This is a genomic window from Microbacterium sp. K27, assembly GCF_004794435.1.
Taxonomy (GTDB): domain Bacteria; phylum Actinomycetota; class Actinomycetes; order Actinomycetales; family Microbacteriaceae; genus Microbacterium; species Microbacterium maritypicum_A.
In genome coordinates this window covers 36,359-50,778 of the sequence record NZ_SSDK01000031.1, presented here as the reverse complement: position 1 = coordinate 50,778, position 14,420 = coordinate 36,359, and the positions used below count along the sequence as shown (strand labels likewise).

13 protein-coding genes are annotated in these 14,420 nt (G+C 68.9%); 7 read left to right on the top strand and 6 right to left on the bottom strand.

The genetic code is table 11. From position 1 onward, the window contains the following. The first annotated feature begins 54 nt into the window (after positions 1 to 54). The gene (locus tag DW307_RS03795; protein ID WP_036331750.1) at positions 55 to 1,020 is read left to right on the top strand and encodes a DNA-methyltransferase; all 966 of its coding nucleotides are present in this window, start codon (positions 55 to 57) and stop codon (positions 1,018 to 1,020) included. A 9-nt stretch (positions 1,021 to 1,029) separates the two neighbouring features. Here the strand turns inward: DW307_RS03795 and DW307_RS03790 are convergent, their stop codons facing one another. Then, positions 1,030 to 1,599: a TetR/AcrR family transcriptional regulator gene (locus DW307_RS03790; RefSeq protein WP_021200294.1), complete on the bottom strand. Its 570-nt coding sequence runs from the start codon at positions 1,597 to 1,599 to the stop codon at positions 1,030 to 1,032. Positions 1,600 to 1,782: 183 nt separating this feature from the next. On the opposite strand from DW307_RS03790, the gene DW307_RS03785 reads away from it, so the two are divergent. From DW307_RS03785 to DW307_RS03775, 3 genes are read left to right on the top strand one after another with little or no spacing between them, the layout of a single operon-like run. Then, positions 1,783 to 3,090: an MFS transporter gene (locus DW307_RS03785; protein WP_021200293.1), complete on the top strand. Its 1,308-nt coding sequence runs from the start codon at positions 1,783 to 1,785 to the stop codon at positions 3,088 to 3,090. A 29-nt stretch (positions 3,091 to 3,119) separates the two neighbouring features. After that, positions 3,120 to 4,631, top strand: a complete 1,512-nt coding sequence (locus tag DW307_RS03780) for a carboxylesterase/lipase family protein (protein WP_136024002.1) — start codon at positions 3,120 to 3,122, stop codon at positions 4,629 to 4,631. Further along, the gene (locus tag DW307_RS03775; protein WP_136024000.1) at positions 4,628 to 5,365 is read left to right on the top strand and encodes a phosphatase PAP2 family protein; all 738 of its coding nucleotides are present in this window, start codon (positions 4,628 to 4,630) and stop codon (positions 5,363 to 5,365) included. The genes DW307_RS03780 and DW307_RS03775 overlap by 4 nt, the downstream gene beginning before the upstream one ends. A gap of 73 nt (positions 5,366 to 5,438) precedes the next feature. Here the strand turns inward: DW307_RS03775 and DW307_RS03770 are convergent, their stop codons facing one another. The 3 genes from DW307_RS03770 to DW307_RS03760 are packed head-to-tail and all read right to left on the bottom strand — an operon-like array spanning position 5,439 to position 7,703. Beyond that, on the bottom strand, positions 5,439 to 5,786 hold the full coding sequence (locus DW307_RS03770) for a cupin domain-containing protein (protein ID WP_136023998.1): 348 nt from the start codon (positions 5,784 to 5,786) through the stop codon (positions 5,439 to 5,441). Continuing rightward, positions 5,783 to 7,186 carry an NAD(P)/FAD-dependent oxidoreductase gene (locus DW307_RS03765; protein WP_136023997.1) on the bottom strand — a complete coding sequence of 468 codons (1,404 nt, stop codon included), beginning with the start codon at positions 7,184 to 7,186 and terminating at the stop codon, positions 5,783 to 5,785. Before DW307_RS03765 ends, DW307_RS03770 begins: the two co-directional genes overlap by 4 nt. 49 nt (positions 7,187 to 7,235) lie before the next feature. Beyond that, positions 7,236 to 7,703, bottom strand: a complete 468-nt coding sequence (locus DW307_RS03760; protein ID WP_021200288.1) for an Lrp/AsnC family transcriptional regulator — start codon at positions 7,701 to 7,703, stop codon at positions 7,236 to 7,238. Between the two features lie 99 nt (positions 7,704 to 7,802). On the opposite strand from DW307_RS03760, the gene DW307_RS03755 reads away from it, so the two are divergent. Next, on the top strand, positions 7,803 to 9,254 hold the full coding sequence (locus tag DW307_RS03755; RefSeq protein WP_136023995.1) for a gamma-aminobutyraldehyde dehydrogenase: 1,452 nt from the start codon (positions 7,803 to 7,805) through the stop codon (positions 9,252 to 9,254). A gap of 96 nt (positions 9,255 to 9,350) precedes the next feature. Here the strand turns inward: DW307_RS03755 and DW307_RS03750 are convergent, their stop codons facing one another. Beyond that, positions 9,351 to 9,875 (bottom strand): GNAT family N-acetyltransferase, encoded by a 525-nt coding sequence (locus tag DW307_RS03750; protein ID WP_136023993.1) that lies wholly within the window; start codon positions 9,873 to 9,875, stop codon positions 9,351 to 9,353. A 52-nt stretch (positions 9,876 to 9,927) separates the two neighbouring features. Next, positions 9,928 to 10,707: a M23 family metallopeptidase gene (locus DW307_RS03745; protein ID WP_136023991.1), complete on the bottom strand. Its 780-nt coding sequence runs from the start codon at positions 10,705 to 10,707 to the stop codon at positions 9,928 to 9,930. 760 nt (positions 10,708 to 11,467) lie between these two features. Here DW307_RS03745 and DW307_RS03740 point away from each other — a divergent pair. Further along, positions 11,468 to 13,000, top strand: a complete 1,533-nt coding sequence (locus tag DW307_RS03740) for an HNH endonuclease signature motif containing protein (protein ID WP_136023989.1) — start codon at positions 11,468 to 11,470, stop codon at positions 12,998 to 13,000. A 255-nt stretch (positions 13,001 to 13,255) separates the two neighbouring features. Next, a complete protein-coding gene (locus DW307_RS03735; RefSeq protein ID WP_136023987.1) occupies positions 13,256 to 14,404 on the top strand; it encodes an ROK family transcriptional regulator in 1,149 nt (382 codons plus the stop codon). The last annotated feature ends 16 nt before the right edge of the window (positions 14,405 to 14,420 follow it).

Genomic DNA, 14,420 nt, shown 5'->3' with positions numbered 1-14,420 from the left:
CCGGACCCGGTTGTTCCCGCCGCGGCGGACCCGCAGGGCGTGGCGCCTGACGTCATGCCGGTGATCGCGCCGGTCGTGCCGGGGGCGGTGACGATCGTCGAGGGCGACAACCTCGCCGTCGCGGCGACCCTGCCCTCCGGGTCCTTCAGCCTGGTGTACCTCGATCCGCCGTTCAACACCGGCCGCACGCAGGAGCGGCAGGTGGTCACTGCGCGGCGGACGTTCATGACTCAGGAGGAGAGCGCGGATTCAGGCACGGCAGCCGTCCGAACCGGGAACACGGAGCCGGTCGTCCTGAGTTCTGCACCGGGTGCCGGCGAGTCCGAGCCGGGGACCGAGGTGCGGCACGGCTTCCACGGCCATGCGTACGAGCGCGTACGCGGGATGCTGCGTGCCTATGACGACCGCTTCGACGATTACGGCGCCTTCCTGATGCCGCGGCTCGAGGAGGCCTGGCGGCTGCTCGCCGACGACGGCACTCTGTACCTGCACCTCGATTATCGCGAGGCGCACTACGCGAAGGTCATGCTCGACGCGGTCTTCGGACGGGACTGCTTCCTCAACGAGCTGATCTGGGCGTACGACTACGGTGCCAAGTCGCGCAGCCGCTGGCCGACCAAGCACGACACGATCCTGGTCTACGTGAAGAACCCACGGGAGTATGTCTTCAACTCCGACGAGGTCGACCGCGAGCCCTACATGGCGCCCGGGCTGGTCACGGCCGAGAAGGCCGCGCGCGGCAAACTCCCCACCGACGTCTGGTGGCACACCATCGTGCCGACGACCGGACGGGAGAAGACCGGCTACCCCACGCAGAAGCCCGAGGGGATCCTGCGGCGTATCGTCACGGCGTCGAGTCGCCCCGGCGACCGGGTGCTCGATCTGTTCGCGGGGAGTGGCACGACGGGAGCTGTCGCCTCGGCGCTCGGCCGCGACGCCGTGCTCGTCGACGACAACCCCGAGGCGGTCCGGATCATGAGGGCCCGAATGCCGCACGCCGTCGCGACGACGCTCGACTGAGGCGGGTCGTCAGGCCGGACGCAGCAGCACCAGGAACTGCTCGATCTCGGCGGCCATGTCGAGGGACGGATCGAGCATCCACGCGGCCTGGAGCCCGTCGGCCAGGGCGTGCAGAGTACGCACCACCCAGGCGGGGTCGAGGTCGTCGCGCATCCGTCCGGCCTTCTGGTCTTCGGCGACCTGCGCGCGGGTGAAGGCCTCGACCCGCTCGGTGCGCTCGCGGAAATAGGCGTGGGCGGGGTGGGAGGGGTCTCCGGCCTCGGCGGCCAGCTGTGCGTAGAGCTGCACGAGACCGGGTACCGAGGTGTTGTGGCGCATGACCGCGAGGAACGCGGAGGAGGCGTCTTCGCCCGCGTATTCCTGCTCGTCGCGGTCGTCTCTGGCGCGGAGGATCGCGACGAAGAGCTCTTCCTTGCTGCCGAAGTAGTGCAGGAGTCCCGCGGGGCTGAGTCCGGCGGCATCCGCGATCTCGCGTACGGAGGCCTTGCGGTATCCGTGCTCCGCGACGACGGCGAGGGCGGCCTCGAGGATCTCCTCGCGTTTCGCGACACCCTTCGCATACGCCCCTCGTGTCGCCATGGCTCCAGGGTAACCGTCACGACCGGATCACAAAAACCAAACAACGTTCGTGAATGACTTGCGAAGGGTGGAGACGATCTGTCAGCATGTCGGGTGAATACCGAATGCCGTTTGGTATTGATCAGATCCGCTCAACATTCCGCTCAACATTCCGCTCAACATTCCGCTCAACGAGGAGCCGACATGTCCGTGTCCCCGCTCGACCCCGCCGCCGAACTGGCGCCGACCGGCACCATCCGCGCCGTCCCGCCCGAAGCGGGGGAGCCGGCGGCGAGTCCGCCGGCGAACCGGCGGCTGCTGCCCAGCCTGCTGATCGCCTCCCTCACGCTGTTCGCCACCTACGGCGGACTCATCGCGATTCTTCTTCCCAGTCAGATCCTGATGATCGACGAGGCGAACAAGGTCGGCAACCTCGCCGTCGTGACCACGATCTCCTTCGTGTTCACGCTGTTCGCGCAGCCGATCGTGGGGGCGTTGAGCGACCGCACGCGCTCGCGCTTCGGACGCCGCGTGCCGTGGATGGTGCTCGGCGCGATCATCGGCGGCATCTTTCTGTTCGGGCTGGGCTCGCTGACCGACATCCTCTGGATCACGGTGTTCTGGGTGATCATCCAGGTGGCGCTGAACTTCTTCCAGGCGCCCCTGACCGCGATCACCGCCGATCGGTTCCCGCGTTCGAAGCGCGGCGGGGCGAGCGCGATGATCGGACTCGGCACGCAGGTCGGCATGACCGTCGGCATCATGCTCGCCGGTGCATTCGCCGCGCAGATCGGCATCGGCTACGCGGTGTTCGGCGGTGCCGTGATCGTGGCGGCACTGCTGTTCGCACTCGTGAACCGCGACTGGTCGTCGAAGCACGCGGCCGTGGATGCGTTCCGCTGGGGTGCATTCTTCCGAGGATTCTGGATCGACCCGCGCCGTCACCCGGACTTCGCCTGGGCGTTCGCCGCGCGGTTCCTGCTGATCCTCGGTTACTTCGTCGTCAGCGCGTACCAGCTGTACATGCTCACCGACTACATCGGCCTTCCGCTCGCGGATGCCCAGGGGGCCGTCGTCACCCTCACACTCGTGGCCTTCATCCCGACGCTCATCGCGATCGCCCTCTCCGGGTGGTGGAGCGACAGGGTCGGGCGCCGCAAGGTGTTCATCTACGCCGCCTCCGCCGTGATGGTCGCGGGCCTCGCGATGCCGCTGCTGCAGCCGAACATGACCGGCATGGTCCTGATGAGCATCATCAACGGCGTCGGTTTCGGCCTGTACATGTCGGTGGATGCGGCGCTCATGACCGAGGTGCTGCCGAACGAGGGCGTCTCGGCGGGTAAGGATCTCGGCATCCTCAACGTCGCGACCAATGTGCCGCAGGCGTTGAGTCCCGCCATCGGCGGTGTCATCATCACCTCCGTCGGCGGCTACGCGATGCTCTTCGTCTTCGCGATCGTGTTCGTGATCCTCGCCGCCGTCGCGACCGCGCCGATCAAGGGAGTGCGCTGATGACCGGGAATGAGCAGGAGAATGCTGTGATGACGGATACCGACTTCGAGACGACCGCCGACTTCGTCGAGGTGGCCACGGCCGCCGGACGGGTGCGGGGCCGCTGGCGCCCGACCACGGGCGGGCGCGGGAATCCGCGGTCGGCGGCGTTCCTGGGCATCCCGTTCGCGGAGGCGCCGATCGGCGCGCTGCGTTTTCAGGCGCCCGTGCCGAAAGCGCCGTGGGAGGGAGTACGCGATGCGCTCGAGTTCGCCGCCACGGCCCAGCGCGGCGACCCCGGTGTGACGCTCATCCCCGAACCGAGCGTCGAGGGCGACTCGACGCTCAACGTGAACGTCTTCACGCCGGACCCGACCCCTGCCGCGCAGGGCGCCGGTCTTCCCGTTCTCGTCTGGATCCACGGCGGCGGATACTTCGCCGGCTCACCCGCGAGTCCCTGGTACGACGGCCGCAACTTCAACCGTGACGGCGTCGTGACCGTGTCGCTCTCCTACCGCCTGGGTTTCGACGGCTTCGGCTGGATCGAGGATGCGCCCTCGAACCGGGGCGTGCGCGACTGGCTGCTCGCCCTCGAATGGGTGCAGCAGAACATCGCCGAGTTCGGCGGGGATCCGTCGCGCGTCACGATCGCCGGGCAATCCGCCGGCGGAGGAGCCGTGCTGACCCTGCTCGGCATGGAGAAGGCGCAGCATCTGTTCCACGGCGTGTACGCGATCTCCGGTGCGCTCGCCGACGTGGCTCCGGCCCGCGCCGAGGCCTTCGGGCGCGGACTCGCCGCAGCGGCCCGGGTCGCGCCCACCGTGGCCGGGTTCTCGACGCTGTCCGAGGACCGCATCCTCGAACTGCAGAAGAAGGCGACCGAGCTCGGTCCTGATTCGCTCGGGAGCGTGGTCGAAGAGGGCCTTCCGCTCGGTCCGGCCGTCGACGGCGACCTGATGCCACGCCCGACGCGTGAGGCCCTCCGCGCCGGTGTCGGTGCCGACAAGCCGCTCGTGATCGGTGCGACCGACGACGAGTTCACGATGGTCTTCGCAGGCTCCGAGAAGAAGCTGCGCTGGGTGCCGAGGTCGCTGCTGCTGAACAAGCTCGGCTTGCCGAAGAGCGCGCGTCGGCAGTACCTCGCCGCCAACGCCGACATCACCGGACTCGGCAACGCCCGGCTGGGCGGTCGGCTGCTGACGGACCGGATGTTCCGCTCGGCGCTGCTGAAGATCGTCGCCGACCGCGGCGCCGCTCCCACCTGGCTGTACCGCTTCTCGTGGCCGTCCGGACACTTCGGCTTCGCCGAGCACTGCCTCGATGTGCCGTTCTTCTTCGACTGCCTCGACGGTCCGGCGATGGAGCCGCTCGCGGGTCCGAACCCGCCGCAGGAGCTGGCTGACGAGGTGCACGGCGCCGCTGTCGCGTTCATCGTCGGGGGAGACCCCGGTTGGCCGCGTCACCAGGGATCGAAGGGCATCGCGCGGGTCTACGACGTGCCGACCCGCGACATGTCCGATGCCTACGCCTCCGTGCGGCCGCTGCTGGGAACGCCGTCGTGACCACGGCTGTCGCGGTCGGGGATGCCACCCGACCGGTGGCCTCGCCGCGCCCTCGGTGGATGCTGTGGACCGCTCTCGGACTGCTCGCGGTGTTCGTGGCTCTCGCGGTCGGCGTGCTCGCAGCGCCCGATGCGCCGTGGACGCAGGGCCTCGACGACCTGTGGCGCAGAGGTGTCGGGGTCGGGCCGGAATCGACGCTGCCCGGCTTCGTGCTGGCGCAGATGTTCCAGCATCTCGGTCAGCTCCCTGGGGCGGTGCTCATGATGATCCTCCTCCCGCTCGTGCTGTCGCTGATGGGGCGTTGGCGTTCCGCGCTGTTCGTGATCGCGGTGCAGCTCGCCGGCCCAGGGCTGCTGTCGCAGCTCACGAAGAACCTCGTCGACAGGCCGCGCCCGGCCGAAGATGCGGCCGGCGGACTCTTCGGACCGCTCGTGCAGGTCGACCACGGTTCGTTCCCGTCCGGACATTCCGTGAGCATGGCCGCGATCATCATCACGGTGCTCGCGCTGATCCCGGCATCCGCGGTCTGGGCGCGCCGCGTCTGGATCGTGCTCGGAGTGCTCCTGGCCGTCGGCATGGTATGGCAGCGCACGCTCATCAACGCGCACTGGTTCACCGACACGTGCGCCGGACTGATCGGCGGGGCGGCGGTCGCGCTCCTGCTGTGGTGGGCGTTCCTGCCCTGGCTGCGGCGCGATCAGGAGCGCCGCGTCTGGTTCCTTCGGAAAGGCTGATCTCTCGCCTTCGAATCGCGCGAACGGCTCCATCGCGCCCGGGGATGCAGCCCTTCGCGCGATTCGAAGAGCGTCAGGTGATGTAGATCTTGCGGAGGGTCTCGGTGACGGTCCAGGTGGTGCGCATGCCCTCGGCGAGGCGCACGACCGAGCCGGGACCGACCTCGAGGTCGGGCAGTCCGGACGAGGCGAACGCGATCGTGGCGCGGCCCGACAGCACGACGAACACCTCGTCGGCCTCGGTGTCGGTCGCGGTGCCGGGGGTCATCTCCCAGACGCCGATCTCGATCCCGCCGAGTGTCGCGAGTTCCTGCGCGGCGGTCGTGGGCGCGCCGGCGAGCACCTCATCCGCAGGCAGTGACTCGTGTGCCAGAGGCAGGGTTGCGGCATCCAGTCCCGCCCCGGCGGCGAGACCGTTCACGAGTCGAAGCCCATGCCGACGGCGTCGAGCGTCTTGAGGAACAGGTTGCGCCTGCCCTCATTGTGGTCGGCCTGGTTCATCGCGGCACGGACGAGGTTGACGCCGATCGAGGCGGCAGGCTCGGGCGGGAACGGGATGGGCTTCTCACGCACCATCCGCAGCGCGGTGCGCTCGGTCTCCTCACCGGACAGCTTGTCGAGCATGACGTCGGCCGCGAAGCGTGCGGCCCCGACGCCGAGCCCGGTGAAGCCGGTCGCGTAGGCCACGCGGCCCTTGCGGGCGGTGCCGAAGAACGCGCAGAAGCGGCTCGACGAGTCGATCGCTCCGGCCCAGCGGTGGGTGAAGCGCAGGCCCTCCAGCTGCGGGAAGGTCGTGAAGAAGTGCGAGGCGAGCTTGCGGTGGCTCTCCATGCGGTCCTCGTACTCCGCACGTACCTTGCCGCCGAAGTGGTAGATGGCGTCGTAGCCGCCGAACAGGATGCGGTTGTCGCCCGTGAGCCGGTAGTAGTGGAACTGGTTCGCGCTGTCGGCGAGCCCCTGTCGGTTCGACCAGCCGATCGAGGCCAGTTGCTCGGCGGAGAGCGGCTCGGTCATCAGCACGTAGTCGTACACGGGCACGGTCATCAGGCGGTTGCGCTTGAGGAGTGAGGGGAAGACGTTCGTCCCGAGCGCCACGGCATCCGCGATCACGCGGCCGTTCGCAGTGACCAGCGTGATCGGTCCCGATCCGTCGCCCTCGATGGCGCGGACCAGACTGTGCTCGTAGATCTCGACGCCCAGGTCGGCGGCCACGCGGGCCAGCTCCACACCCAGCTTGGCCGGATGCACCATCGCGCAGCCGTCGCGGTCCCAGTCGCCGGCGAGGAACGTCTCGGAGTGCACCTCGGCCTGCACCGCTGCGCGGTCGAGGAAGCCCGGCTCATCGCGGTACCACTCCACCTGGTGGGGCTCGATGGCGACGGCCAGCTGTCCGGTGCGCTCGAATTCCGCATCCATCCGGTAGCGCTCGACGGTCTCGCCGATGGCGTCGAGGTTCGCGTGTCCCAGCTCTTCGAGGCGGTCGATCTCCTCCGGCCAGCGGTTCACGCCGTTCTCGTGTCCGTGTGTGAGGCTCGACTCGCAGAAGCCGCCGTTGCGGCCGGATGCCGCCCAGGCGATGCGCGAGGCCTCGAGCAGCACGACGCGGCGTTCGGGGTCGCGCTCCTTTGCGCGTACCGCCGTCCACAGTCCGGCGTACCCGCCGCCGACGATGGCGAGGTCGGCGCGGACCGTGCCGTTCAGCCGCGGATGTGTCGGCCGGTCGACATCGTCGAGCCAGAACACCCGCAGGGCGGTGTCCCGGAGGGAGTCGTCGATGACGGACGGCGACGGCTGCTGACGTTCGAAGACGGTGGTGCCCATGGTTTCTCTCCGTGGTGTGCGGGTGCGAGGTACGGGAGCGGGGTGCGCGTCAGCGCGTGCCCCAGTTGTAGAGGTCTTTGTAGAGACCGGCGTAGAGCATGCTCTCGGTGTGGGTGATGCCGGGGATGGTGCGGATGCGGGTCGCGATGAGGTCGATCAGGTGCTCGTCGTTCTCACACACGGCCTCGACGAGGATGTCGAACGTGCCGAGCGTGACGACGACGTACGCCAGCTCGGGGATCCGGGTGAGTTCTTCGGCGATCTCCCGCGGATCGCCCGAGACGCGGATTCCGATCATCGACATACGGTGGAAGCCGAGCTGCATCGGGTCGGTGACCGCGACGATCTGGATGATCCCGGCTTCGGTCATCCGCTGCACCCGCTGGCGCGCCGCAGCCTCGCTGAGGCCGACCTCGCGGGCGATCTCGGCGTAGGGGCGTCGCCCGTCCTCCTGCAGCAGCTCGACGATGCGCTTCGAGATGTCATCAAGGGCAGGCTGGGAAGACTTCGTACTCATGTGTCGATATTGTCAGTCATGCCAACGATCTGCAACTGATTCAGTTGTTTCATATTGCTAGATCTTCAGATTCCGTACTGATGTCGGTACGATGGCGCCATGCCCAGTCATCTTCTGAAGAACTCCGCGCCGCTGCAGAACTTCATCGGCGGCCGTTTCGTCGACGCGCGTGGTGCCGAGCGGATGCCGCTCCTCGATCCTGTCACCGAAGGGACGTACGGGGAACTCCCGGTGTCGGACGCCGTCGACGTCGATGCCGCCTACGCCGCCGCATCCGCCGCCTTCCCGATCTGGCGCGACACCACGCCCGCCGACCGCCAGTTGGCGCTGTTCCGCATCGCCGATGAGATGGAGGCGCGGGCGGAGGAGTTCGCCGACCTGGAATCGCAGGACACGGGTAAGCCGCGCGCGAGCCTGGTGGCCGACGAGATCATGCAGTCGGTCGACCAGCTGCGCTTCTTCGCGGGTGCGGCGCGCAGCCTCGAGGGTCGGGCGGCGGGGGAGTACCTCGCCGGGCATACCTCGTTCGTGCGGCGCGAGCCGGTCGGCGTGATCGGTCAGGTCACGCCGTGGAACTACCCGCTGAATATGGCCGTGTGGAAGATCGCCCCCGCGCTGGCCGCCGGGAACACCGTCGTGCTGAAGCCCGCGGAGTCCACGCCACTGACCACGCTGCTGCTCGCGGAGATCGTCGCCCGGCACACTCCCGCCGGCACGCTCAACGTCGTCCTGGGCGACCGGGACACCGGTGTCGCGCTGGTCGAGCACCCGACGCCGCAGATGGTGGCGATCACCGGATCCGTGCGGGCTGGTATGGCCGTGGCCCGTTCAGCGGCGAACGACGTCAAGCGGGTGCACCTTGAGCTGGGCGGCAAGGCTCCGGCGATCGTGTTCTCGGATGCGTCGATCGAGAAGGCCGTCGAGGGCATCATCACCGGTGCCTTCTTCAACGGCGGACAGGACTGCACTGCCGCCACCAGGGTGCTGGTGCACGAATCGAAGCACGATGAGCTGGTGGCTGCTCTGGTCGCCCGGGCGAAGACGCACGCTCGCACCGGTGGCCCGCGCGAGGAGGGGGTGCTGTACGGGCCCCTGAGCAGTGCCGCGCAGCTCGCGCAGGTGCAGGGATTCATCGACCGGCTCCCCGCGCACGCGACGATCGAGACCGGCGGACGCCGCCAGGGCGATCGAGGGTACTTCTGGGAGCCCACGATCGTGTCGGGAGTACGACAGGACGACGAGGTCGTGCAGGGGGAGATCTTCGGACCCGTGCTCACGGTGCAGGCGTTCTCGGAGGACGACGAGGCTCTGCGGATGGCGAACGACGTGCCCTACGCGCTCGCCGCCTCGGTGTGGACCACGGATCATGCCCGGGCGATGCGGTTCTCTCGCGACCTCGACTTCGGCTGCGTGTGGATCAACACCCACATCCCGTTCGTGTCGGACATGCCCCACGGCGGGTTCAAGCACTCCGGCTACGGCAAGGACCTGTCGCAATACGGGTTCGACGACTACACCCGCATCAAGCACGTCATGAGCGCTCTCGACTGAGCGGTGCCGGAGGTTCCGGAAGGCGGGACGGCAGGCGGGACGGAGGCTCCGGAAGGCGCGAGGTCAGGCAGGACGGAGGTGCCGGAAGGCGCGAGGTCAGGTGCCGAGCAGCTTCACGCGACGATGCTCGCGCAGTGTGAGCTGGGGGCGTTCCTCGATCTTGATCGCGCCGTCTTCGATCCAGCCGTGGCGGGCGTAGAACGAATCGGCGCGTTCGTTGCCGTCGAGCACCCAGAGGTAGGCGCGGTTGTGGCCGGCCTCGGCGATCCGCTGTTCGGCGGCTTCCAACAGGGCGTGACCCGCGCCCGTAGACCAGGCGGCGGGATCGGCGTAGATGCCGTACACCTCGCCGTCGGCGAGCCCGTCGGGGTCGCGTCCGGAGCCGAGTGAAGCCCACCCGACGATACGGTCGTCGCGCAGGGCGACGACGGTCCCGAGGCTCGTCGGCAACGGTTCGGCGAGGGTGCGACGCCAGCCCGCAGCTCTCTCGTCGATGGAGAGGCCGTCGAGCACGGCTTGGTCGATGAGCCCGCGGTAGGCGACCTGCCACGAGCGGACGTGTACCCCGGCGATGTCGTCGGCGTCCTCCGCGCGGGCGCTGCGGATCTCCAGGGGGCTCATCCATCCACCCTACGGTGAACCGCAGGCCGGAAAGGGGGTCGGTCGACGCCGATCAGCTCACGTTCTTCTTGAGCCACGGCAGCGGGTCGACGGGCGCGGTGTTGATGTGCACCTCGAAGTGCAGGCAGGAGCCGAACACGTAGCCGGTCGATCCGACGTCGCCGATGTACTGCCCCTCGTCGACGCAATCACCGACCTCGACCGCACGGCTTCCGTACGTCATGTGCGAGTAGACCGTGCTCACGGCCTGCCCGTCGACGATGCTCTCGATCTGGATCGTCACGCCGTAGCCCTGGTAGCTCTCCGTGGACCGTGAGACGCAGCCCTTCATGGCGGCATTGATCGGTGTGCCGACCGGGGCGGCGAAGTCCTGCCCGAGGTGCGAACGTCCCGGCCGCGAGGCGCCGAAGCCATCGGTGAACGAGTAGGTCCCATCGGCCATCGGCATCACGATGCGTCCGGCGAGGGGGATGTCCATCGCGCTCGAGAGCGGCATGCCGGCGGCGACTGCTGCGGCGGCGGCGCGCGAACGGGTCTCCTTGATCTCCTCGGGCGTGGTCGCGGAGAAGTTGCCCCGTGGGTCGATCACAGCGCGGATCTCGGACTTCGCCGTGTAGGACTGCGCGGTGCCGTCGGCGAGGGTCGAGACGCTGGAGCTGGCGGCGGCGGCAGGGCCACCCGCGGGGTTGAGGGCGGGAAGCGCTGCCCCGGTGATCATCACGCCGATCGCCAGCGTGGCGCCGAGTGCCTTGGTCTTCGCCCACTGGCGCTTCTGTCGCCGGGCTTCGCCGCGAGAGGTCGGGGCCGTCTTCGGCGTCGACTTCGGTGCCATGTGGCGGGGGCGCAGGCGAGGATCCCAGGCGCGAGGGGTGTGGGGAGCCTGTGGCTGTGGCTGTGGCTGTGGCTGTGCGCGAGGGGGAGCCGCGTCGGGTGCGGCCTGGACTGTCTCCGGCGCGGGGGATGTGGGGGTTGCAGAGGATGCGGGTTCCGTGTCTGCTGCGTGCGTGGGCCCTGTGACTGCTGCGGAGGCGGCGGCCGGATCGGGTTCCGGGGTCGTCTCCGGTACCGCAGCAGCATGGGCGGTGTTCGCCGGGCGGCGACTCTGCGAGTCCGCGGAAACGGAGCGTCGCAGGTCACGCCGCAAAAGCGGTCGGGATGAGTCAGGGACTTCGGTGGGAGCTTCCGAGGCGTCGTGATCGCGCTCGGGTGGCAGGGAATTCGTGACGGGATCCTTCCGGGAGGCTGGCGTGCGCGGCGGTCGATCCCCCCGGATGCCACCGTTACCGATCTGTAATTTAATTCGCGAAACCGCGAGCGTCAAATCGAGGGTGGATGATTCGACTCGCCTCTCGGTCATCGGTGCTCTTGCTCATGGGCTTCTGTGTGTGGGTCGTGTCGATGCGCATGTACCGATTCTGCTTCCGGCGTCGGACCTTCGGGGGTGGCAGCATCACGCCTCTACCTGAGATGTGGAAAGACGGATTCGGGGCGAGTTCGTGGAGGACGCATGAGCTCTACGCGTGTTCCGGAATATTGTCCTGATCGGGGTTTATCCGGGAAGGAATGTCGGTACCCCCGAGTTGACTCGACCCATGAACAACCCCGTGGAAGTGCTCGAACAGGTGGTGACCGACTTGGATGCCGTGTTGCACTCTGACGCGATGGCGGTGATGTCCGATGCGGTGAAGATGGACCTGTTGCGTGTGGCGGGTGAGGTGCAGCGGCGGGCGGAGGCAGTCGTCGTGGAGGCGGTCGCGTCGGTCGATGGGCGTCCCGCCGGGTCGGGAGAGGCCGGATTCTGCGGGAAGTTCGGGTGCCGGACGATGAGCGAGTTGCTGCAGCGGGTCCTGCGGACGGACGGGCCCGGTGCAGGGCGGATGATGAAGGCGGCGCGGGCGGTGCGCCGGGAGGTGGAGTTGTCATCCGGGTTCCGCTCGCCCGCGCGATGGCCCGAACTGCGGGCGGCGCTACTCGACGGGGCCCTCGGTGTGGCCGGGTTGTTGGCCGCGATCGGGCCGGTGGAACAGGCCGGGATCCGTGTCGGGACAGCAGACCGGTTGCTCGCGGACGGGGAGCTGGCGGCCTACTCGCGGGGGATCCCGGCCGCGGGTGCGAGTGCACAGGACGTTCCAGGAGCGGATTCGGGTGCGGGCGTCGAAGGAGACTCCGCGCCGGCGGGGACGCCGGAGGACTTGAGGATTCTGGCGCAGGTCATCGTGCAGTACCTCGATCCTGATGGCGCCGAACCCGCGGACGACATCGCGATGCGCGCCCGGGGGATCGTCTTGGGGCGGGCGAAAGACGGGGTCATCCCGGTCCGAGGCGGGCTCCTGCCCGAAGTCGCGGGACAACTGCAACGCATCTTCGACGCTCACCTGAATCCGAAAGTCGACGGGCCTCCCCTCCCCGGAGTGATGTTCCGACCCTCGGAAGAATTCCCCCGTCGCGATACCGAGCCCACGGGGCCAGACGACGGTGACCTTCCATCCGGTGATCCGGGCCGAATGGTCGACACCCGATCTCGGGCGCAGAAGCAGCACGACATCCTCGCCGCCGCGCTCGGGATCGCCGCCCGCCATGACGACATGCCTCGCCTCGGAGGCGCCGCCCCGACCCTGGTCGTGACCGTCGCTGCCGACGACTACGCCACGGGAAACGGATGGGCCCACATCGACGGCATCGACACCCCCGTTCCCATCCGGGTCGCCGCGCACACCGCCTGCGCCGGCGGAATACAGCGCGTGATGTTCGACTCCGGCGGGCGCATCATCGGGATCGGCGCCACCGACCGGATCTTCACCGCCCATCAACGCCGCGCGATCGCCATCCGCGACGGGGAATGCCTCATTCCCGGCTGTCATGTCCCCGCCACGTGGTGCGAGATCCACCACGTCCAAGAGCATGCGCGCGGCGGGCCCACCCACACCGACAACGGCGTCGCTCTCTGCTGGCACCACCACCGCACCCTCGGCACCAGCGGATGGGAGATCCGCATGCGCCACGGCATCCCGCACATCCGTGGCCCCGCCTGGTGGGACCCGACCCGGCAGTGGCGAACGCGGCGATCCCGAGGTGGCGGGCGCAGAGAGCCGGCCATCAGCCGCGCGGCACCACTCAGGGTGTGACGCCACCACTCAGGGTGTGAATTGTTGCCACCGAGCCGACTCGAGCCGAGCCGTGCCGTGCCGTTTCGAGCCGAGCCGCGCCGACTCGAGGCTCTGATCGTGACCGTGACCGTGACTTGCCCCACCGCACTCACCGGCACCGGAATCGGCGCGAAGTCTCGACTGGTGCGACGCGATGTGGCATGCTGGCGGGCACTGTGCCCGCCTCAGAAGCCGGGTGAAGTACGCGAAACGAGAGGCGCCTCCGGAACACCTATGTCCAGACCACTCGCGGGACCGCAGGGCCTGCTACGCACGCTCAACGGCCGCGCGATCCTGGAGGCCCTCGCCCGCAGCGGGCCGCAGACCCGCTCGGAGTTGATGTCCGCCACGGGGTTGTCGCGTACCGCTGTGACTCAGGTGCTGCGGATGCTCGAGAACGCCGGAGCAGTCGCGCCTGCGGGGGTGGACCGGGACACGAGGGGTCCCGCCGCCGGACGTGTGGCCCTGCATCCGCGCCTCGGATTCGCCGCGGCCGTGCACGTCGATCACCACGCGGCGCACGTCGTGCTGGTCGACGCGACCGGGATCGTGCGGGCGGAGGCGCACTCGCCCTTCCCCGACGCCGAGAACCGTGTCGCCCACATCGTCGGGCTCGTCGATGAGTGCCGCCGTTCGTTGAAGGCGGCGAAGGGCGCCGTGCACCTCGCGGTCGTCGGGGTGCCCGGCATCGTCACCGCTGACGGAGGCATCCGTGACGACCTCGGTCCCGACGGCGGCGCCTTCCGTGCGGCACTGGCCGCGGCCCTCGACTGTCCTGTCCGCATCGAGAACGACGTCAACCTCGCGGCCCTCGCCGAACTCACCGGCGGCGGAGGAGGAAGCCTCACCAGCTTCGCGCTGTTGCTCCTCGACGACGGACTCGGAGCGGGCATCGTGATCGACGGCGCGCTGCACCGTGGATTCTCCGGCGTCGCCGGTGAGGTCATGTACCTGCCGCAGACCCCCATCCCGATCGGTGCTCCCCTCGTGGGCGATGCGGTCGTCAGCGACCTCGCGCTCGGCGTCGGTCGCGATCCCGCCGCGTCTCTCCGCGATCATCTGGAGGCCGCAGCTCTCGGAGACGATGGGGCGCTCCAGATCATCTCCGAGGTCGCCCGCCGCATCGTTCTCGTGGCCGGAAGCGTGGGGCTGGTGCTCGACCCTGAGGCGTTCGTCCTCGGCGGCAAGGCGGCTCATCCCGTGCTCGTCGCTGCCATCGAGCGCATCGCCGGCGAGTATGAGGCGCAGCTCCCGCTGCGTTTCCTCGTCTCCTCCTTCGGGCCTGAGGCTCCGCTCATCGGCGCCGTCGACCAGGCCGCGGCCGCACTCCGAGGCGACCTCTTCACCCGGATCCTCACCCCCGCCCCCAAAAGCGCCCGCTGAACACCCCGCCCCCCAA